General features: G+C 31.5%; 17 protein-coding genes and 1 other annotated feature. Of the genes, 11 read left to right on the top strand and 6 right to left on the bottom strand.

What is annotated here, in order from left to right:
* The first annotated feature begins 17 nt into the window (after nt 1-17).
* Nucleotides 18-216 (top strand) — a binding site (T-box leader).
* Between the two features lie 31 nt (nt 217-247).
* A complete protein-coding gene (metG, locus tag ACESR5_RS03290; RefSeq protein WP_087245138.1) occupies nt 248-2,173 on the top strand; it encodes a methionine--tRNA ligase in 1,926 nt (641 codons plus the stop codon).
* A gap of 37 nt (nt 2,174-2,210) precedes the next feature.
* On the opposite strand, the gene ACESR5_RS03285 is transcribed toward metG, so the two are convergent.
* Nucleotides 2,211-3,167 carry a hypothetical protein gene (locus ACESR5_RS03285; protein ID WP_373154212.1) on the bottom strand — a complete coding sequence of 319 codons (957 nt, stop codon included), beginning with the start codon at nt 3,165-3,167 and terminating at the stop codon, nt 2,211-2,213.
* A gap of 135 nt (nt 3,168-3,302) precedes the next feature.
* Here ACESR5_RS03285 and ACESR5_RS03280 point away from each other — a divergent pair, with 135 nt between their 5' ends.
* Genes ACESR5_RS03280 through ACESR5_RS03270 form a run of 3 tightly spaced genes read left to right on the top strand, consistent with a single transcriptional unit; the run spans nt 3,303 to nt 5,190 of the window.
* Nucleotides 3,303-3,947, top strand: a complete 645-nt coding sequence (locus ACESR5_RS03280; RefSeq protein WP_087296974.1) for a YggS family pyridoxal phosphate-dependent enzyme — start codon at nt 3,303-3,305, stop codon at nt 3,945-3,947.
* A complete protein-coding gene (locus ACESR5_RS03275) occupies nt 3,940-4,917 on the top strand; it encodes an HD domain-containing protein (RefSeq protein WP_087296975.1) in 978 nt (325 codons plus the stop codon). Before ACESR5_RS03280 ends, ACESR5_RS03275 begins: the two co-directional genes overlap by 8 nt.
* Before the next feature lie 42 nt (nt 4,918-4,959).
* Nucleotides 4,960-5,190, top strand: a complete 231-nt coding sequence (locus ACESR5_RS03270; protein WP_087296976.1) for a hypothetical protein — start codon at nt 4,960-4,962, stop codon at nt 5,188-5,190.
* Between the two features lie 34 nt (nt 5,191-5,224).
* On the opposite strand, the gene ACESR5_RS03265 is transcribed toward ACESR5_RS03270, so the two are convergent.
* The gene (locus tag ACESR5_RS03265; RefSeq protein ID WP_373154208.1) at nt 5,225-6,541 is read right to left on the bottom strand and encodes an amidohydrolase; all 1,317 of its coding nucleotides are present in this window, start codon (nt 6,539-6,541) and stop codon (nt 5,225-5,227) included.
* 148 nt (nt 6,542-6,689) lie between these two features.
* Here ACESR5_RS03265 and ACESR5_RS03260 point away from each other — a divergent pair, with 148 nt between their 5' ends.
* The 6 genes from ACESR5_RS03260 (at nt 6,690) to ACESR5_RS03235 (ending at nt 16,135) form a co-directional block, all read left to right on the top strand.
* Nucleotides 6,690-7,121, top strand: a complete 432-nt coding sequence (locus ACESR5_RS03260; protein ID WP_087296978.1) for a MarR family winged helix-turn-helix transcriptional regulator — start codon at nt 6,690-6,692, stop codon at nt 7,119-7,121.
* Between the two features lie 82 nt (nt 7,122-7,203).
* Nucleotides 7,204-11,424 (top strand): acyl-CoA dehydratase activase-related protein, encoded by a 4,221-nt coding sequence (locus ACESR5_RS03255; protein WP_373154205.1) that lies wholly within the window; start codon nt 7,204-7,206, stop codon nt 11,422-11,424.
* 165 nt (nt 11,425-11,589) lie between these two features.
* Entirely contained in the window at nt 11,590-12,711 is a 1,122-nt protein-coding gene (locus ACESR5_RS03250) for a betaine/proline/choline family ABC transporter ATP-binding protein (RefSeq protein ID WP_373154203.1), read from the top strand.
* On the top strand, nt 12,711-14,276 hold the full coding sequence (locus ACESR5_RS03245) for a glycine betaine ABC transporter substrate-binding protein (protein ID WP_373154202.1): 1,566 nt from the start codon (nt 12,711-12,713) through the stop codon (nt 14,274-14,276). The genes ACESR5_RS03250 and ACESR5_RS03245 overlap by 1 nt, the downstream gene beginning before the upstream one ends.
* 204 nt (nt 14,277-14,480) lie before the next feature.
* Nucleotides 14,481-15,095: a hypothetical protein gene (locus ACESR5_RS03240; protein WP_373154200.1), complete on the top strand. Its 615-nt coding sequence runs from the start codon at nt 14,481-14,483 to the stop codon at nt 15,093-15,095.
* 77 nt (nt 15,096-15,172) lie between these two features.
* Nucleotides 15,173-16,135 carry an alpha/beta hydrolase gene (locus tag ACESR5_RS03235; RefSeq protein WP_373154198.1) on the top strand — a complete coding sequence of 321 codons (963 nt, stop codon included), beginning with the start codon at nt 15,173-15,175 and terminating at the stop codon, nt 16,133-16,135.
* A 62-nt stretch (nt 16,136-16,197) separates the two neighbouring features.
* Here ACESR5_RS03235 and ACESR5_RS03230 read toward each other — a convergent pair whose 3' ends face one another.
* From ACESR5_RS03230 to ACESR5_RS03215, 4 genes are all read right to left on the bottom strand, one after another.
* Complete coding sequence (locus ACESR5_RS03230; RefSeq protein WP_158095459.1) at nt 16,198-16,374, bottom strand: hypothetical protein; 177 nt, start codon at nt 16,372-16,374, stop codon at nt 16,198-16,200.
* A gap of 74 nt (nt 16,375-16,448) precedes the next feature.
* Nucleotides 16,449-17,261, bottom strand: coding sequence for an HAD family hydrolase (locus ACESR5_RS03225; protein ID WP_373154197.1), 813 nt, complete (start codon nt 17,259-17,261; stop codon nt 16,449-16,451).
* 10 nt (nt 17,262-17,271) lie between these two features.
* On the bottom strand, nt 17,272-18,291 hold the full coding sequence (locus ACESR5_RS03220; protein ID WP_373154195.1) for a M42 family metallopeptidase: 1,020 nt from the start codon (nt 18,289-18,291) through the stop codon (nt 17,272-17,274).
* Nucleotides 18,292-18,303: 12 nt separating this feature from the next.
* A complete protein-coding gene (locus ACESR5_RS03215; protein WP_087244651.1) occupies nt 18,304-18,732 on the bottom strand; it encodes an Rrf2 family transcriptional regulator in 429 nt (142 codons plus the stop codon).
* Between the two features lie 151 nt (nt 18,733-18,883).
* On the opposite strand from ACESR5_RS03215, the gene ACESR5_RS03210 reads away from it, so the two are divergent.
* Nucleotides 18,884-21,331: a YhgE/Pip family protein gene (locus ACESR5_RS03210; protein WP_373154194.1), complete on the top strand. Its 2,448-nt coding sequence runs from the start codon at nt 18,884-18,886 to the stop codon at nt 21,329-21,331.
* Nucleotides 21,332-21,408 lie beyond the last annotated feature (77 nt).

Here is a 21,408-nt window from a genome sequence, read left to right as displayed (position 1 = left end):
TAATGTTTAAGAGTATAAAAAAGGCAAAGAACAGCAGAGATTAAAAGGGCGTTGTAGAGAACTGATGGTTGGTGCAAATCAGGACATAACTTTTATGAAGATGGGCTGGGAGCTGTTATCTTGAATAGTGAGAGATAAACGTTAACTGCGTTAAAGTTTTGAGGGTATATCGACAGATATAAAAAAAGGTGGTACCGCGTATAATACGTCCTTTTATAAGGACGTTTTTTATTTTGAAGGAGGAGATATGATGAAAGATCCAAAAGATTATTATTTAACGACGGCGATTACTTATACTTCAGGAAAACCTCATATTGGAAATACATATGAAATTATTTTAGCTGATGCTATCGCAAGAAGTAAAAGACAGGAAGGATACAATGTTTATTTTCAGACTGGAACTGATGAACATGGGCAAAAGATTGAGTTAAAAGCTCAAGAAGCTGGTATTCCGCCTAAACAATTTGTTGATGAAAAAGCAGCTGTTGTCAAAGAAATTTGGGATATGATGGATACAACATATGATCGTTTCATGAGAACAACAGATGAATACCATGTGAAACAAGTGCAAAAAATCTTTAAGAAATTATATGATCAAGGAGATATTTATCTAGGACATTATGAAGGTAAATATTGTACAGCATGTGAATCATTCTTTACTGAATCTCAATTGGTTGATGGAAAATGTCCTGATTGTGGTGGAGAAGTTCATGATGCGAAAGAAGAAGCTTATTTCTTTAAATTATCTAAATATGCTGATCGTTTAATTCAACATATTGAAGAGCACCCTGAATTTATTCAACCTGTTTCAAGAAAAAATGAAATGATGAATAACTTCTTAAAACCAGGTTTACAGGATTTATGTGTTTCACGTACTTCATTCAAATGGTCTATCCCTGTAGACTTTGATCCTAAACATGTTGTGTATGTATGGATTGATGCTTTAACAAACTATATTACAGGACTTGGCTATGATGTTGATGGAAATCATGGTGAATTATATAAGAAATATTGGCCAGCAGATTTACATTTAATTGGTAAAGATATCGTGAGATTCCATACGATTTATTGGCCTATTATGTTGATGGCTTTAGATATTCCTTTACCAAAACAAGTTTTTGGACATCCTTGGTTATTACAAGGTGAAAGTAAAATGTCTAAATCTAAAGGAAATGTAATCTATGCAGATGATTTGGTTAAAATCTTTGGTGTCGATGCTGTCAGATACTATGTTTTACATGAAATTCCTTATGACAATGATGGAAGTATCACATGGGATTTATTAGTTGAACGTATTAATTCTGATTTAGCTAATATTTTAGGTAACTTAGTCAATAGAACAATTGCCATGACAAATAAATATTTTGATGGTATTGTGACAAATCCAGGTGTGAGTGAACCTGTTGATGATGAATTAAAAGAAATTGCTTTAGCTATGCCAAAGAAAGTTCAGGCTTACATGGATGAATTTAAAGCATCTAAAGCCTTAGATGAAATCTTTGTATTACTAAGAAGAACAAATAAATATATTGATGATACAATGCCTTGGGCACTTGCAAAAGATGAAAGCAAGAAAGATCGTCTCGCAACAGTTCTTTATAACTTAATTGAAGCCATCCGTTTTGCTGCTATTGCATTAGAACCATATATGCCTTCTACATCTACAAAGATTTTAGATCAAATCAATACAGATCAAAGAAACTTCTTAGACTTAAATACTTTTGGTTTATATCAAGAAGGAACAAAAGTCACTGAAAAACCTCAACAGTTATTTGCAAGATTAGATCCTAAAGAAGTAGAAAAGAAAGTAGCAGCTTTATATCCTCAAAAAGAAGAAAAACAAGAGGATGACAATCAAATTACAATTGATGATTTTGCGAAGATTGAACTAGTTGTAGGTACAGTTGAAAAATGTGAAAAACATCCTGATGCTGATAAGCTGTTAGTTTCTCAAATCAATATTGGTAAAGAAACAAGACAGATTGTCAGTGGTATTGCAGATTTCTATACACCAGAAGATATGATTGGTAAGAAAGTTATTGTTGTATCTAACTTGAAACCTGCAAAATTAAGAGGTGTTGAATCTCAAGGTATGATTCTTGCAGGATCTAAGAAAAAAATGTTAGAACTTGTGTCTGTAGAAAACTTACCAAATGGTACAAAAATAAGATAAAAACACAAGACCATAGAAATGGAATCATTTCTATGGTCTATTTTTTAAATAAGAAACGATATGATTTTATGTTTCTCACTAATTTATATAATGAAATAAAGTAGATAAAGAATAAAGCTGTAATAATAAATGCATTAACAAGAATATATTGAAAATTTGTATTTATAGGTAATAAATATTGACTTAAAAAATGAGAATTCACAACAAAGATTGTTAAAGAAACAATAGTAAATAAATTAGTAATAAAGCTATATTTTAAATATTTCTTAGTATATATTTTTTTGGTCATATCTATAAAATAATCAAAAATAATGATCATAATAAATGGTTGAAAGAAATAAGTCATCATATGAATCATTTGATATGATTCATGTTGTATTTTAATAATAATATCACTAGAAAAGAAAAAACCATAACAGATAAAGAAAGCAATAAATATAATCATAAAGATGGTTTCAATAGTATGATTTGGATAATGGGATGGATGGGGTAAATGATCCAGATCTTGTATATTCCAACGGAGATTTAAATCTTGAGGAATAGGCTCTTTTTTATCCAATATGATTAAAGCTAAGATTGCTATGGCAATGATACCAATCATTATAATGATTGGATAAGAAAGAAAAGCTTCAAAGATAGATGAAGTATTCATTGTTGTCACAACATTGTTTGTTGATTGAAATGATAAACAACCAAATTGTTCAAGATAATAAAGGGTTGATAAAAAAAGATAAATACCTGAAATTAAAAAAACAAGTTTTTCAATGAAATTAACTATTTTAGGATTAAAATGATGATAAATTGTAGGACGATAACCATATGAGTAAGCAACACTTAGTGGATGTCCATAACTCATTAATAAGTCTTCCATATCTTCATATTGATGTACCGATTGACTGATTTGAGTTTTTAAATCATGATAAACATATTGGCGTTTTCTTCCAAAAAAATAAGAACACACAGCACCTAGATATCTTTCTAATAAATCATTCATTGACTTCACCTCATTTATGCATCCATTATAACACGATTTTATGAACTCTTTTTGATAAATGTATGATTTTATAATTTAAGTTATGTTAAAAAGATTATATAATAGAAATATCGAATAAAGATGGGAGGCTTTTTTATGTATGTCAATGAACAAGCAGTAAAAGAAATATTAGAGAAAGTGAAACCAGCTAAACTTGTTGCAGCAACGAAATATATAGATGAAAAAGAAATAGAAAAACTGGAAGCATGTGGTTGTTTATATTTTGGAGAAAATAGAGTTCAGGCTTTTTTGGAAAAATATGAACAATATCATGGTCAAGGACATTGGCATTTTATTGGAACATTACAAAAGAATAAAGTGAAATATATTATTGATAAGGTTGATTTGATTCATTCTGTGAATAGTTATCATTTGATTGATGAATTAGAAAAACAGGCAAAAAAACATGATTTAAAAGTTCATATATTATTACAAGTAAATATTGCTAGAGAGGAAAGCAAACATGGGTTTGATATAGAAGAAATGGATGAAGTGATGAATTATTTGATGAAATGTCCATCTTTGATTGTTGATGGACTGATGATGATGGCACCAAATATTGAACCAGAAGATACACGTATTTATTTTAGACAGACAAGAGAATTATTAGAAAGATTAAAAGAAACATATCCACAATATCCATTACATGAATTATCAATGGGTATGTCACAAGACTATCAGATTGCTTTAGAAGAAGGGGCAACAATAGTCAGAATTGGCAGAGCTTTATTTCATGAGTAACAGTCTTTATAATTTATATCATGAATTTATTCCTGATTATGTACAGGATATAATGAAAACATCTCTTTTTCAAAGATTGAAAGATGTGGGTATGAATTGTGGTATGGAGTATACTCAGTTTGAACCATTTAAAGATTGTCGAGGTGTATCAAGATATAATCATAGTATAGGAGTCGCTTTGATTGTTTATCATTTTACACACGATAAACATCAAACGATTGCTGCATTACTTCATGATATAGCCACACCTGTATTTGCTCATGTGATTGATTTTATGTATCATGATTATATACATCAAGAAACAACAGAAAATTTAACAGAGGAAATGATTCAAAAGAGTTTAGAACTTCAATCTATTTTTGAATATTATCATATTGATAGTGATAAAGTCATGAATTATCATGATTATCCCATTGCTGATAATGATACACCCCAATTATCAGCTGATCGTTTAGAATATACATTATCAAATGCAGTCTATTATAAAATAATGACTAAAGAAGAAATAGGCAATATTTATAAACATGTTCAAGTCAATGATTCCAAAGACGAATTGATTTTTGATGATTTCAAGATAGCTAGACTATTTACTCAAGTGATGTTGAAATGCAGTTTATGTTATACAAGTGATGAAAATCGTTATTGTATGGAATATCTTGCAAGATTAATGCGTTTAGCTATAAATCATCATGTTTGTTCATATGATGATTTATATACAACCGAAACACAAGTTATCCAAAAATTAATAAGTCATTCCTTAACAAAAGAACTTTATGAAAATTATACACACTTTCATAAAGTTCTGAGATCTTCATTTCCTCAAACTGGATATTTAAAGGTGAACGCTAAAAAAAGATATATTAATCCTACAGTCAATCATCAACGTATTTTAGATATTGATTCAAAGCTCAATGCACTCGTTCAGGAATATTTAAGTGATAATTTTGAACGTTATATAAAAGCTATATAAAATTATTTCATTAGAATATTTTCAAAAAAGTGCGAGAAAAAAGTGCGAGAAAAAAAGTGCGAGAAAAAAAGTTCAGGAAAAACATTCAAACAATATGAACAAATTCTTTCTTATATGGAATATGGACAATGGTATAAGGTAAAAGATTTTATAGATATTTTGGGTGTTAAGGAAAGACGTGTTCAAACATTATTAAAAGAACTAGTAGAAAATGAAAAACTTATTGATAATGGTGTAACCAAAGGAAAACGTTATAAGAAAGCTAATAAATAATGAAAAGGCATAAAAGATACTTGATTTGTATCTCTTATGCCTTGTTTTCATGAGAAAGATAATAGATAAGACTTGCAAAGATGCGAGGTCCTAATGCTAGAACTTTTTCATCAAAATCAAAAGCATCATTATGTGGTGATGAAACAATAGGTGTTAAAAGTTTCATATAAGTTGCTTTGCCACCATGAGCTTGAACACGTTCCATGAAATATGAAAAATCATCACTACCCCCAAGTGGACTTAAATTATAAGGTGGTAATTTTAGATCAGGAAGATACTGTTGACACATAGAGCGAATGGTATTCATGAAGTCATCGTCACAGTTGAGAGCATAGGCTTTACCCATTTCTTTGATTTCTACAACAGTATCATGCATACGTGCAGAACCTTCAATAATATCTCTGGCATAGATTTCCATATAGCGATTGAGTTCACTTGTCACCCCACGAACTTCAATTTCAAGTTTAGCTGTTTCAGGTACAACGTTTCTTCCCGTTCCTGCATGAACAGTTCCAACGTTCACACGTGTCTGACCATCACTGTTTCGAGGAATAGAGTGTAAATTTAAAATACAGTTGGCAGCTGATAATAAAGCATTTTTTCCAAACTGTGGCGATTCAGCAGCATGAGTCGAAACACCATGATAAGTAATATCAAGTTTTGTGGTCGCAAAAGATTCATCCATTCCAAAATACAAATCATAAGGTTCATTTTCTTGAGGCATAATATGAGCTGCACAAATATAATCAACATCATCCAAGAATCCACTTTCAGCAATACTTCTTGCTCCCATGACACCTTCTTCAGCAGGCTGAAATATAAGTTTGATTGTTCCATGCAAATGTTCTTTGATTTGCATAAGTATTCTCGCTGTGGTTAAACCAATTGCAGTATGACCATCATGACCACAGGCATGCATTGTTCCACGATGTACAGATGCAAAACCATTCGTAAAAGGAAAATGACTTGATGATGATTCTTCAATGAGGCCTAAAGCATCAATATCAAATCTTAAAGCAAGTGTTGGACCTTCGCCACATTTTAAAACACCTGCCACGGCAGTCATTCCCATTTTAACTTTTTCCAAATAGTAAGGATTTGCTCCCTGCTTTTGAGCACGGTGGTAATTTAAATGTAAAATTGTTTCTGCTGGCACACCCATACGTGCTTCTTTTTTCATAATATCTTCACCAACAAGCACTTCGTATCCTAATTCCTCTAATGTAGAAGCAATATAACAGGCTGTTCGCATTTCTAACCAGCCTTTTTCAGCATACTTATGTAAATCACGACGACAATTTACAGTATCAGGATAATATAACTTTGCAAGTTCTTTTATTTTTTCATACATATGTATATCCCCCTCTTTTCTTTATTGTATCAACATCAAATTTGAACATCAAACAATATCGCTTATTTTTCACAAATAGACAAATAAACAAAAAAATTGACAAAAGTGATAAAGTTGTATAAAATGCTCATAGTGTGAGGTAATAAAAATGGATTATCAAAAATATGCAAAAGAATTAATTTGTTATATGGTGGAAAATGAACAGAATTTTAAATTCTGTAATCATGATGTTAGTGAAATCGCTAGAGGAGAAGGTGCTGTCCTCATTTACTTGATGGATGACCATGATGGAGTGAATGCATCTGAAATTAGCCAACGTTTTGATATTAATACCTCTAGGGTAGCCGCTGTATTAAATGCTTTATCTAAAAAAGGATATATAGAGCGTGTCGTTGATTTACAGGACAAACGTAAGATTAAAGTATTTATTACAGACAAAGGAAGAATTTTTGCTCAACAAAGAAGAGCAGAAATAGAGGATTATTTTAAAAAGATGCTGGAGATGTTAGGTGAAGAAGATACAAAGGAATATCTACGTTTGTATCGTAAAGTGAATCAGATTATTAAGGCCTTAAAATAAAGCATAAAGATTGAAAAAGATGTCGAAATTCGTTAAGATTGAAAATTATAAAATAAGTTGTAATGTTTAAAGGAGAAGTGTTATGAGTCAATATTATTTAGGAATTGATGTGGGATCTACAACAGTTAAAGCTTATTTAACAGATGAAAAGGATGTCTGTTTATTTTCACGTTATGTCAGACATAATTCAGATGTAAGAAATACAATACTTACATTATTAGAAGAAATTCATCAAGAATATCCAGGAATCAATATTTATCCAGTTATTACAGGATCAGGAGGATTGTCAATTTCTCAATCATTGAATGTCAAATTTGTACAGGAAGTGATTGCATGTACCAAAACAATAGAAACTTATATTCCACAAACAGATGTTGCCATTGAATTAGGTGGAGAAGATGCGAAAATTACATACTTTGAAGGTTCGTTAGAACAACGTATGAATGGAACTTGTGCCGGTGGAACAGGTGCATTTATTGATCAGATGGCCACTTTATTACAGACTGATGCTTCAGGATTGAATGAATTAGCCAAAAATCATCAGCGTATTTATCCAATTGCTTCTCGTTGTGGGGTTTTTGCGAAAACCGATGTTCAGCCTTTAATCAATGAAGGCGCAAGAAAAGAAGATATAGCGGCTTCTATTTTCCAGGCGGTTGTGAATCAGACTATCAGTGGGTTAGCCTGTGGAAAACCTATTAAAGGAAAAGTGGCTTTTTTAGGAGGACCTCTATACTTCTTAAGTGAACTAAGACAACGTTTTATTGAAACATTAGAGCTTCAAGATGAGGATATTATTTTCCCAGATAATTCCCAATTGTTTGTAGCTATGGGAGCTGCATTAAATGCAAAAGATGTTGAAGAATCACTTTCATTAGAAAAATTGATTCGTGATTTAAAAACATTAAAAGATAATGGAACAGAAGCAGCTCATACATTAGAACCTTTATTTCATAATGAAGATGAGTTAAGAGGATTTAGAGATCGTCATCTTCAAGCCATGACAAAGAAAAGAAATCTAAAAAAATATCAAGGCAATATTTATGTTGGTATTGATGTTGGTTCAACAACATCTAAAGTTGTATTAATTGATGATGAAGGATCAATATTATATTCTTTCTACAATTCTAACGAAGGAAATCCTTTAGATTTAATTATTAGAATTATGAAGGAAATCTATGATTTAATTCCTGAAGGATGTCATATTCAAAAAACTGGTGTCACTGGATATGGTGAAGCTTTAATTAAAGCAGCATTAAAAGTAGATTATGGTGAAGTAGAAACAATTGCTCATTACACAGCAGCTAAACATTTTGAACCTGATGTTGACTTTATTTTAGATATTGGTGGACAGGATATGAAGGCAATCACCATTAAGGATGATGTCATTCAAGATATTACATTGAATGAAGCATGTTCATCTGGATGTGGGTCTTTCCTTGAAACATTTGCTCATTCTTTAGGATATGAAATTGATGAATTTGCCGAGATGGCATTGATGTCAAAACATCCACTTGATTTAGGAAGTCGTTGTACAGTTTTCATGAATTCAAAAGTGAAACAGTCTCAAAAAGAAGGTGCATCTTTAGCAGATATTTCAGCAGGATTATCATATTCCGTTATCAAGAATGCCTTATATAAAGTTATTAAGTTAAGAAGTAAAGACCAAATCGGTAAAAATGTTGTTGTACAAGGTGGAACATTCTATAATGAAGCCGTTTTACGTGCTTTTGAAAAAGAAGCAGGTATTGAAGTCATTAGACCTGATATTGCAGGATTGATGGGTGCTTATGGAATGGCAACAATTGCGAAAGAAAAAGATGATGGCAAAGGGACAACTTTATTAACACGTGAAGAATTAGAACATTTAACATATCAAAATAGTATGAAAAATTGTGGTAAATGTACAAATAACTGTATGTTGACAATTACTTCATTTAATGATGGAAGAGAGTTTATTAGTGGAAATAGATGTGAAAGAGGAGCTAATTTACCATTAAAATCTAAATCATTACCAAACTTATTTGATTATAAATATCGTCGTGTCTTTAATTATCATTCTTTACCAATAGAAGATGCTCCTAGAGGTATTGTTGGTATCCCTAGAGCTTTAAATATGTATGAAAATTATCCTTTCTGGCATACATTCTTTACAGAATTGAAATTTAGAGTTGTTTTATCATCTCGTTCATCTAAAGCCATCTATGAAAAAGGAATTGAATCTATTCCAAGTGAAAGTGCTTGTTATCCTGCTAAAATTACACATGGGCATATTGAAAATCTGATTGCTAGAGGAGTGCCTTTTATCTTCTATCCATCAGTCGCTTATGAAAGAATGGAAAATGAAGATGCTGGAAATCATTATAACTGTCCTGTTGTTGCTTCTTATCCAGAAGTCATTAGAAATAATGTGGATAATCTCCAACAAAAAAATATAAAATTCAAAAATCCATTTATATCATTAAATAATAAAAAGACATTGTTCCATGTCTTAAAAGAAGAATTAAGTGAGTTTAATATCACTGATCAGGAATTACATCAGGCTATAGATAAAGCTTATGAAGAATTAGATCATTGTCAGCAGGATATTCGTCAGGAAGGAAAACGTGCCATGGAATATATGCGTGAAAACCATATGCAAGGTATTGTTTTGGCAGGTCGTCCTTATCATGTGGATCCTGAAATTAATCATGGAATTCCAGATTTAATTACGAGTGAAGGATTTGTTGTCTTAAGTGAGGATAGTGTTTGTTATTTAGATGAAGAACATTTAAAATTACGTGTTGTTGATCAATGGACATATCATTCACGTTTATATAAAGCGGCTTCTTTCGTTTCTTCACAAAAGGATTTACAATTAATTCAGTTAACGTCATTTGGTTGTGGGTTAGATGCTGTAACAGCTGATCAGGTTTCTGAAATCTTAAAAGCAAGAAATAAAATCTATACTTTAATTAAGATAGATGAAGGAAGTAATTTAGGAGCTATTCGTATTCGTATTCGTTCATTAAAAGCAACGATTGAAAAGAAAGAAGATATTATTGATTTATCTAAGAAGTATGAACAGGTAAAAGTACCTTTTACAAAACAGATGAAAGAAGATCGTTATACAATTCTTTGTCCACAAATGTCACCAATTCATTTCCAGTTTGTTGAAACCGCAATGAATTCGGAAGGCTATAACTTTGAAGTGTTGCCTTCAGTTGATAAAGATGCAGTAGAACAGGGATTAAAATATGTCAACAATGATGCATGTTATCCAAGTATTTTAGTTGTAGGACAAATGATGAATGCTTTAAATAGTGGAAAATATGATTTGAATAAAGTGGCATTGATTATCTCTCAAACAGGTGGAGGATGTCGTGCAACAAACTATATTGCGTTCATTAGAAAGGCATTAAAAGATGCCGGAATGGAACAAATTCCAGTTATCTCTGCAAACTTATCTGGATTAGAAAGTAATCCTGGATTTAAGATTACATATAAGATTGCCAAAAAAGTAATCATTGGTGCTATGTATGGGGACTTATTTATGCGCGTTCTTTATCGTGTACGTCCTTATGAAAAAGTCAAAGGTTCAGCCAATAAACTTTATGAATCATGGGTTGCAAAATGTCAGGAAAATGTGAAAAATGGCAGCATGAAAGAATTTAAAAAGAATGTTTATCAAATTGTCAAAGACTTTGATGAATTGCCATTATTAGATATTAAAAAACCAAGAGTTGGATTGGTTGGAGAAATCTTAGTTAAATTCCATCCTACTGCCAATAATGAAATTGTGAAAATCATTGAATCAGAAGGTGGAGAAGCCGTTATGCCTGATTTAATTGATTTCTTCCAGTATTGTTTCTATAACACTTGGTATGAACATGAACATTTTGATGCGTCACAATCTTCAGTATGGTTATGTAATTTTGCCATTTGGTTTGTTGATTTCTTAAGAAAAGATATGATTAAGGCATTAAGAGATTCAAAACGTTTTGATCCACCAACACCTATTGATCAAATTGCGAAAAAAGCAAGTGAAGTTGTCTCTATTGGAAATCAGACAGGTGAAGGATGGTTCTTAACTGGAGAAATGATTGAATTAATTGAAGAAGGTGCACCAAATATTGTGTGTATGCAGCCATTTGCCTGCTTACCAAATCATGTAACAGGTAAAGGGGTTATTAAAGCCTTACGTAAAAAATATCCACAAAGTAACATTGTGGCTGTGGATTATGATCCAGGTGCGAGTGAAGTTAACCAATTAAATAGAATTAAGTTGATGCTTTCAACTGCATTTAAGAATATGAAGTCATAATTCATATTCTTTTTTTCGTCAAAATTCAAATGATATCTATGTTATTATTTAGGATATAAATAAAAAAACTCTATATTTTAAGGATATAAAGATATAGATAATTAAAGAATTCACATAAGAGTCACATCTAAGATATAAAATGTATTTAAGTGAGGTGTTTTGCTTATGATAGAATTTCAAAATGTTTACAAGTCATTTAAAGATAAACATGTATTGGAAGATATCAATTTTACAGTGAATGATGGTGAATTTGTTTGTTTGATTGGACCCAGTGGGTGTGGAAAAACGACTGCTTTAAAGATGATTAATCGGTTGATTAAACCAAGCCAGGGGACAATTTATCTAAATGGAAAGGATATTAGTGAGGAAAATGAAATTGAATTAAGACGTAATATTGGTTATGTTATTCAACAAACAGGATTATTTCCTCATATGACAGTGAAAGAAAATATTGAACTGATTCCAAAGTTAAAAAATAAAAATGATAAACATCTTTTGGAAAAAGTGAAAGATGTTTTAAATATGGTTGGTTTAGATCCAGATGAATATTTAGATAAGTATCCTGTTCAGATGAGTGGTGGTCAACAACAACGTGTAGGTGTTGCAAGAGCTTTTGCAAGTGAACCAGATATTATTTTAATGGATGAACCTTTTAGTGCCTTAGATCCTATTACGAGAAATCAATTACAGGATGAGCTGTTGACATTACAAAATAGTGTTCAAAAGACGATTGTGTTTGTGACTCATGATATGGCAGAAGCTATCAAATTGGCAGATCGTATATGTATTATGAGTGGTGGAAAAATTCAACAGTACGATACACCTGAACAAATCTTAAAACATCCTGCCAATGACTTTGTTTTAAACTTTGTTGGGAAAAAGCGTATCTGGGATTCACCAGAATTAATCAAAGCAGCAGACATTATGATAGATCGACCAATTACCTGTTATGATCGTTTAAAATGTGTAAAAGCTTTAAATATGATGTTTAATTCAAGCGTTGATAGTCTGATGGTAATAGATCGTCAGGGACATTTTAAAGGTGTTATTCATGCGGCTGATGCAGCTGATGAAAAAAACAAAGATGAAATTGTGGGTCATGTTATGCAAAAGGAATGTATCACAGTTTCTTCACAGGAATCAATCGTTGATGTTTTAAATATCACCAAAGAGAAGAATATGTATACAATTCCTGTTGTAGATGATGGGGTCTTAAAAGGTTTAATTACTAAGAGTACCCTGGTTACAACGCTTTCTAAAAAATATGATGAAAGTGAGGGAGAATAATGCAAGCATTTATAGATTATTGTTCCCAAAACTATATGCAGATTTTTGATTTGTTAATAGGTCATGTTCAATTGACTGTTATGGCTATTTTGATTGCGATTATTATAGGTGTCCCTTTAGGTATTTTTATTACTTATTTTAAGCCATCTAAAAAACCAATTATGGCATTAGCAAATATTATTCAGGCGATTCCATCAATGGCCTTATTAGGTTTTATGATTCCTCTTTTAGGCATTGGAACAAAACCAGCCATTGTCATGGTGATACTTTACTCTTTATTACCTATTATTAAAAATACAGTCACAGGACTGGACAATATTAACGGAGAAACTTTAGAAGCCGCTAAGGGTATTGGTTTAAATAAATTTCAGGTTTTATATAAAGTTCAGATTCCATTAGCTGCACCTGTTATCATGGCTGGTGTCAGAGTCAGTGCAGTTAGTTCGGTTGGTTTGATGACTTTGGCAGCTTTTATTGGCGCTGATGGTTTAGGATATTTGGTTTATGCGGGTATTCGAACGGTCAATAATGCTCAAATCTTAGCTGGAGCTATACCTGCCTGCTTACTGGCATTACTTATAGATTATATATTTTCTATTTTAGAGAGATTAGTCACACCAAAGAGTTTCCAATTATCAAAACCAAGATCTAAAATGAAAGGCACATTGGATAAAGTTGTCATTGTTATTTCATGTCTTGCTTTAGCAGCCAGCTTTGTTTATACAGGCTTAGCAAAGACAAATGGCAGTCAAGTCATTAGAATTGGAAGCATGGATTTTACTGAACAAGAAATATTAAATTATATGTTGAAATATTATATAGAGGATCATACTGATATTGAGGTTGAACAGTCATTATCTCTAGGTTCAAGTTCTATTGTCTTAGATGCCGTGCGTACGGGATCCATTGATATGTATGTAGAATATACAGGAACAATTTATGGTAATGTCTTAGGCAACGAGCCTAATGGAAATGTTGATGAAGTCTATAACGCTGTCAAAGAACAGATGAAAGAACAATATGATTTAAATGTTTTAGATTCTCTAGGCTTCAACAATACTTATACACTTGCGATTAGAAAAGATACAGCTGAGCAGTATCATATCAAAACAATAAGTGATTTATGTAAAGTTTCTCAACAACTCACATTTTCACCAACATTAATGTTTATGGAAAGAGAAGATTGCTGGGTAGGATTACAAAAAGCATATCCTATTCATTTCAAGCAGACTGTTCCTATTGATGGAGCACCACGATATACAGCTTTAATGAACAATGAATGTGATGTCATTGATGCTTATTCAACAGATGGACTATTAAAGAAGTTTGATTTACAGGTTTTAGAAGATGATAAAAATTTCTTCTTACCCTATCATGCTATACCAATTGCGAATAATACAGTTATCGAAGAGTATCCTGAAGTTGTTGAACTGATCAATCAGCTTCAAAATTATCTCAGTGATGAAGTCATGGTAGAATTGAATTATAGAGTGGATGAGTTGAATGAAAAGACAAGTGATGTCGCAAGGGAATTCTTAATTGAAAATGATTTAATCAGTGAGTAGGCAAGACCTGCTCATTTTTATTTATTTTTATAGATATTATTTATATAATGAAAGATATGGAGGTAAGATGATGGATGAATATAGGGATAATCAGGTAAAAAAATTAATGATGAAAAGAAGAAAAAAGAAAAGAATAAAAGTGATAAGATTATTCTTTGTGTTAGGAATCATAGGATTTGTTTTTTTATTTTATTGTCTGATATTATGAAAATTAAAACAATTCATGTCATAGGTGTCAATGATGCAGAATTGGAACAACAAATAAGTGAACAGCTATCAGGATATATGGGAGATTATACATGGATAGATATGTTATTTTCTAAGGACAATATAGTTCAGGATATAGAAGAAATGAAACGTTTTGAAAATGTTTTAGTTGAAATTGATTTTATGGGAAATATACAAGTGCATGTTCAAGAGGTTCAGCCATTATGTTATGCTAAGATTCAAAACAAAAATTATCTTATTAATAAATTAGGTGGAGTTTATCAAACCAAACAAATACCATCATCATTGATTCAATGTAGTGATTTTCAAAGTACAGAGATGTTAAGTCAATTGGGTCATTCATTACATAATGTTTCTGATATAGTTTTAAATGAAACAAGTGAAATTCACTATTGTGGAGATCGTTATGATAAAGATTTAATAGAGTTTTATATGTATGATCATAATTTCATTAAAATAAATATTTCTCAAATAGATCAAAGATTGTCTGAAGATTCTTTTCATTATGCTGCATATAAATTGAAAAAACCTCAAAATACAATATATAGCTTTGAAGGCAAGTATATGTATATAAAAAAATATGAAAAATAAAATATAATATTGGTGGTTTTCTTGAAGAGTCCATATTTTTTCAGTACAATAAAGCCAACATGAAGGGAATGAAGATAATGAAAAAAAGAGGATTTATCATTGCTTTTATCATTATAGCTATTTTATTAAGTGGAGCTTATGGTGTAGGAACGTATTTTGTAAATTATGCTTTATCACCAGCAAGTGAATCTGATCAAAGAGTGGTTGATGAGGAAGATGAAATCAAATTAACAGGAGATGTTCAACAACAGATTGATGACAATGCTGATGCTGAATTTATAAAAGGTGTGGATTTTGAAAATAAAACAAGACCGATGATTGTAAGTCAAGATGATTCATTAAGATTGAAAGGACAGTATCTAGATCACGATAATGTTCATCGGTGGGTTATCTTGATTCATGGTTATAAATCAAGCAATGAAGAAATGATGTCCTATGGAGCTACTTATTACGAAAATGGATATAATGTTGTCTTGCCAGATAATCGTGCTCATGGAAAAAGTGAAGGCGAATATATTGGAATGGGATGGTTAGATAAAGATGATATTGCCTGTTGGGTAGATTGGATTAATAATAGAGATTCGCAGGCACAGATTCTTTTACATGGTGTATCTATGGGTGGAGCCACTGTTATGATGGCTTCAGGAGATCGTCTTTTAAATGTCGTTGGATATATTGAAGATTGTGGTTATACAAGTGTATGGGATATATTTGCAAGTGAACTCGATAAACGTTTTTCACTTCCAACATTTCCTGTTTTAGATATTTCAAATTTTCTAGCCAGAATCAAGGTAGGATATGATTTTAAAGAAGCTTCAAGTATAGAACAAGTGAAAAATGCAAATCAGCCAATGTTGTTTATTCATGGTGGAAAAGATGATTTTGTGCCAGTTCAAATGGCTTATGAAGTTTATGAGGCTTATCCAACAACAAAGGATATATATATTGTAGATGAGGCAGGACATGCTCAATCAAAAGATTATGATGTTGAGGCTTATTGGGACAAAGTCTTTACATTTATTGATGAAAATATATTTTAAAAGAGTAAAAAAATTTCGTTGCTTTAAACAACGAAATTTTTCATATGAACAGATATGATAAATTATTTTGAAATTTTTATAGTGTCATGTTGAAAAAGAGGGGATTTCTTTGTTTTGTTTGTAAGGATTAATTTTGAAGGAATAATATACTGAGAAATATCCTCTTTTAATTGAATTTCAATGATTGGTCTTGCCTGAATCATTGATGGATAAACGACTTGACCTAAGATTGTTCTCATATTGCCGCCTCCTTTAAAATTTATCATATCTTATACTTTTATCATAGCACTTTCAAGTTAGAAAACAAGTTTTTTTAAATGATATGAAAATGTTTTAAAGCCTTGGCAATTCCATCATTTTTAACATCATCACTGATATAGTCAGCCGCTTGTTTAGCTGCTTCTCTACCACTACCTACACAAATACTTGTACCAGCACATTCAAACATTGGAATATCCACTTCAGCATCTCCAAAAGCATAAATATCCTGCTTATTGATTTGTAGATAATGAACTAATTGTTCAATAGCAGTTTTTTTATCAATATTTGGTAAAGCACAATCACCAAATAAGGCTTCTTCACCTTGTCCACCCCAAGTGAGACATTGAAACTGTGGAAAATGATTTTTAAAATCTAAATAATCTTGATAACTATTTAAAACATAGTTGATTTTTGTGATGTTTTGTTGATGCATACTTTGAGGAAATTCCATCATAGGATAGATGTCTCTAATGCGAGGTGTTCCTCCATGACCATATTTTTGATAGGCAGGTACAGCTTTGGTTTCAAAATCATGAGAACCATAAAGTCCATCATTACCTTCCATAAAATAACATAAGTCATGTTGATCTAAATAATCAGTGATGTCGATGACTTGTTGTAAAGATAGCTTCTGATCTTTTAAAACTTTTCCTTCACATTCAATATAAGCACCGTTTCCACAAATCATACCACTCACTTCAATGTTTCCAACAGTTGCTCTATTTTTCGTTCTACCCGTAACGACAAAAACATAATGTCCATGATCTTTTGCCTGCTTTAAAGCATCTTTGCAGCTTTGAGGTACAATGCCATCATAACTCACTAAGGTTCCATCTACATCAAATAATAATAGTTTTTTATTCATAATGAGATTCCTATTTATTAATATAAGCAAGAATTAATTGATATGTATTTTCTACTGCTTGCATATGTGTTCTTTCCATACCATGAGAAGCATGAACACCAGGACCAATCAAAGCGCCTTTGATATTTTGTCCACCTCTTAAAGCAGCAGACACATCACTGCTGTAAAATGGATAAACATCAACGGCATATTGAAGATTATGAGCTTTCGCAAGTTCTATGAATGTAGATGTGATTTCATAATCATAAGGACCACTTGAATCTTTAGCACAGATACTGACATCATATTCACTACATGATAAATCTTGACCAATGCATCCCATATCTACCGCAATCAATTCATCTACATGATGATCAATATAACTGCTGCCATGACCTACTTCTTCAAAAGTGGAAATCATAAAATAAAGATTATGTTTTGGTTGAATATGATTTTGTGAAAGATGTTTTAAAACACCAAAAAGAATCGCAACACTCATTTTATCATCTAAGAATCTTGATTTAATAAATCCTGAATCTGTGATTGTTGTTTTAGGATCAATCGCAATATAATCCCCATTACAGATATCTAATTGTTGCACATCTTCTTTTGTCTTCACTTTTTCATCAATACGAATATGCATTGTATCACATGTTCTTTCTTTGTTTTTAGCATCTTCATAAACATGCGCAGCAGGTGAATTAGAAAGAATCGTTCCTGTATATATTTGTTGATTTCTTGTGATGATACGACAATATTCACCATCTAAAGTTGGAATAATAGGACCACCCACATTTGTAAAAGCTAAAGTTCCATTCTCTTTAATGCTTCTGACCATTAAACCTAATGTATCGACATGGGCACAAAATCCAATCGTATAATCATCTTGTCCTTTGACAAATATCTGTAAGTTCCCTTTATTTGTCAGTTTTGTTTCAAAGCCTAAATTTTCTGCTTCTTTTTGACAGTATTGAATCACTTCTTTTGTATATCCAGAAGGACTATCAATAGCCATAATATCTTTTAAAATAGAAAGTATGTATGCATTCATAAAATAATCTCCTTATTCCTTTTGATGTGCAGCATCCACAATTTGAGCCAAAGTGATTTCTCTTAATTTTTCTTTGTATTGCCATTCTGCTGCATTTAAATAATCAACAATAAAGTCTTCAGTTTCTTTGACTCTCAATTGAGAATCAAAAACCTTTTCTACCAGATGTGTTGTCTTGACAAAAGCTTCTTTGCCTTCCATAGCTTCAAAGATATCTAATAAAGAAATGCAATCCAATGATTTGGTTAACACAAATCCCCCACGTTTATTTGCCATGGATGAAATTAAGCCAGAAACAACAAGCTGTCTGGTGATTTTTTTGAGATAAGAATCTGATACAAGTAGTTTTTCACTCAATTCATGACTTTTAATAGGTTTATCCTGTGCCCCAATTAAAAGTAATATACAAATAGCCTGTTCAAAACTTTTTCTAATCTTCATATCCTTATCACCTTCTTTTTTATTTTAACAGAAAAATAACACTTTGTATCTAAAAGAGTTGACAAATATGTATAAATTTATATAATATTTCATAGATATTATATATCTATGGATAATAAATATCTAAAGATGAAAAGAAAGAAGGAATTTTATGCTTAAGCAAGAATGGAAAAATATTTTTCATCACACTTGGATAAAAGTTGTACTGGTTGCAATCATTTTGATTCCAAGTTTATATGCGTGTATCTTTTTAGGGTCAATGTGGGATCCTTACGGAAATACGGATAAAATACCAGTTGCTGTAGTCAACCATGATCAAGCGGTTGATTATGGGAATTCAACTTTGAATGTAGGAGAAGAATTGGTTGATCGTCTGCAAGAGAATCAAAGTATGAATTTTCAATGTGTAGATGAAGGAAAAGCACAGGATGGTTTAAAGAACGGTCAATATTATATGATTATAAGTATTCCTGAAGATTTTTCAAAAAATGCAACGACGCTTTTAGATCAACAACCACAAAAGATGAAACTTCAATATATAACAAATCCAGGAAGTAATTATATTGCTTCAAAGATGGATGATTCAGCTATTGAAAAAATAAAAGAAGAAGTTTCTCAAACAGTAACGAAAACATATGCGAAAACTATCTTTGAACAAGTGGGAACATTAACAGATGGATTGAAAGAAGCACAGGATGGAACGAGTCAATTAGTAGATGGTTCGCAACAATTAACAGATGGAAATCAACTTATTTCAGATAATCTTCAAGTTTTAGCAAGCAGTTCATTAATATTTGATGATGGTGTTCAAACACTTAGCCAGGGGTTAAAAGATTATACAGATGGTGTATTGACTGTTCATAATGGCGTTTATTCCTTAAAAACAGGTTTAGATACATTCAATGATTCAACAAAACCATTAAATGATGGTGTTCAACAGCTTGCAACGGGTTCTTCTTCATTGAATGAAGGTCTCCAAAAATATACAGATGGTGTTTTACAAACTTATCAGGGGACACAGAAACTTATTGAAAACAATGAAGCATTAAATAATGGAATAGATAGCCTCAATCAAGGTGTTCATCAGCTTGTTGATGGAAATAAGCAAGTCTTACAAGGCTTAACACAGTTGGATCAACAATTAAAAAATAATTTATCATCTGATAATATGAATAAAATATCTTCAGCAAATCAAGCAAATGATTCTTTGAATCAGGCAACAACATTATTAAATCAAATACTTACTACAAATCCAACAATTGCTCAGACATGGATGAATAGGTCATTGAGCATGGATGAAGCTAATCTTATCGCTAAGGATAATCAAACTGCTCAATATTTATTAACGCATTATTCATATACAGAATTGGTAAAAACTGTCACAAGTGGAAATCAAGAAGCAATCAATCAATTAAGTTCAGGATTAACACAAGTTTATGAGAATACACAGAAATTAGAAGCAGGAAGTCAAAAAGTACAAACAGGATTAGAATCTTTAAATAATTCAGTAGAAGAAACATTGAAACCTGGCTTTGAAACTTATATGAACGGTGTAACACAAGTCTATGGTGGCTTAGAAACACTGAATAGTCAAAGTCAAGCGTTATTAGATGGGGGTCAACAAATGAATGATGGGCTATTAGCTCTTCAAAAACAGACACCAACACTTATCGATGGCATTCAACAATTAGATCAAGGAGCAAAAGCATTATATGAAGGAACTTCAAAAATCGTATCAAATAATGATGCATTAATAAACGGCTCTGCTAAGTTAAGTGACGGTTCTACCCAAATCAAAGATGGATCACAACAGTTAAGTGATGGCTCTCAAACATTGGGTTCAGGTTTACAGACATTACAAAATGGACTCGAAACTTTAGATGAAAGTTTAGCTGATGGTGTAAAAAAAGCAAGTCTTGATATCGATGATAAGACTTTAGATATGATGTCAGCTCCTGTAGAGACATCACATCAAGAAATTTCAGTTGTAGAAAATAATGGGCATGCGATGGCACCCTATATGATGAGCGTAGCATTATATGTTGCTGCACTGGCTTTGACATTGATGTATCCAATCAGAGAAGGTATAAACCAAGCTTCATCACCATTTAAGTATTGGTTATCAAAAGCCTCTGTTATTTATAGTATTTCTACATTAGCAGCAATCGTTTTAATTACAAGTTTGAGGTGGATATGTGGTTTTGAACCTCAACAATTATTGATGACATATCTTTTCGCAATTATTGTTTCTGCAGCATTTATGTCACTTGTGATGTTGTTATCACTCACAACTGGGTATATTGGAGAATTCTTACTACTCATTTTTATGATTATCAATCTTGGTGGATCAGCAGGAACATATCCATTAGAAACATCAAGTCTCTTTTATCAAGTGATTCATCCATTTGTACCTTATACTTATAGTGTGAATGGATTTAGAAAAGTCATTAGTATGGCTAATGCATCCATATCAACAGAAATGATTGTTTTTGTAGGTATATTTATCATTTGTTCATTATTAACAATTCTTTATTATCGTTTTAAAAATAAAGAAGATAAACATCTTATACCTGAAGCTTTTGAAAAAGTGAATGAATAAGAAAGGAAAGACTTACATGAATATTTAACAATGTAAGTCTTTTATATTACAAAATACTTGACTAAGTCAATTAAATG

It is taken from the genome of Clostridium sp. AUH-JLR23, assembly GCF_964238065.1.
In the GTDB taxonomy this organism is placed as follows: domain Bacteria; phylum Bacillota_I; class Bacilli_A; order Erysipelotrichales; family Coprobacillaceae; genus Allocoprobacillus; species Allocoprobacillus merdigallinarum.
Note: the sequence above shows the minus strand (reverse complement) of the source record. Positions and strands in the feature narration are given on the sequence as shown.

Coding starts and splice junctions, on each gene's coding strand:
- ACESR5_RS03215 (WP_087244651.1), bottom strand. CDS start 18,732: ATGAAGATTAGAAAAAGTTTTGAACAGGCTATTTGTATATTACTTTTA.
- ACESR5_RS03225 (WP_373154197.1), bottom strand. CDS start 17,261: ATGAATAAAAAACTATTATTATTTGATGTAGATGGAACCTTAGTGAGT.
- ACESR5_RS03285 (WP_373154212.1), bottom strand. CDS start 3,167: ATGAATGATTTATTAGAAAGATATCTAGGTGCTGTGTGTTCTTATTTT.
- ACESR5_RS03275 (WP_087296975.1), top strand. CDS start 3,940: ATGAGTAACAGTCTTTATAATTTATATCATGAATTTATTCCTGATTAT.
- ACESR5_RS03260 (WP_087296978.1), top strand. CDS start 6,690: ATGGATTATCAAAAATATGCAAAAGAATTAATTTGTTATATGGTGGAA.
- ACESR5_RS03230 (WP_158095459.1), bottom strand. CDS start 16,374: ATGAGAACAATCTTAGGTCAAGTCGTTTATCCATCAATGATTCAGGCA.
- ACESR5_RS03280 (WP_087296974.1), top strand. CDS start 3,303: ATGTATGTCAATGAACAAGCAGTAAAAGAAATATTAGAGAAAGTGAAA.
- ACESR5_RS03235 (WP_373154198.1), top strand. CDS start 15,173: ATGAAAAAAAGAGGATTTATCATTGCTTTTATCATTATAGCTATTTTA.
- ACESR5_RS03250 (WP_373154203.1), top strand. CDS start 11,590: ATGATAGAATTTCAAAATGTTTACAAGTCATTTAAAGATAAACATGTA.
- ACESR5_RS03255 (WP_373154205.1), top strand. CDS start 7,204: ATGAGTCAATATTATTTAGGAATTGATGTGGGATCTACAACAGTTAAA.
- ACESR5_RS03220 (WP_373154195.1), bottom strand. CDS start 18,291: ATGAATGCATACATACTTTCTATTTTAAAAGATATTATGGCTATTGAT.
- ACESR5_RS03210 (WP_373154194.1), top strand. CDS start 18,884: ATGCTTAAGCAAGAATGGAAAAATATTTTTCATCACACTTGGATAAAA.
- metG (WP_087245138.1), top strand. CDS start 248: ATGATGAAAGATCCAAAAGATTATTATTTAACGACGGCGATTACTTAT.
- ACESR5_RS03265 (WP_373154208.1), bottom strand. CDS start 6,541: ATGTATGAAAAAATAAAAGAACTTGCAAAGTTATATTATCCTGATACT.
- ACESR5_RS03240 (WP_373154200.1), top strand. CDS start 14,481: ATGAAAATTAAAACAATTCATGTCATAGGTGTCAATGATGCAGAATTG.
- ACESR5_RS03245 (WP_373154202.1), top strand. CDS start 12,711: ATGCAAGCATTTATAGATTATTGTTCCCAAAACTATATGCAGATTTTT.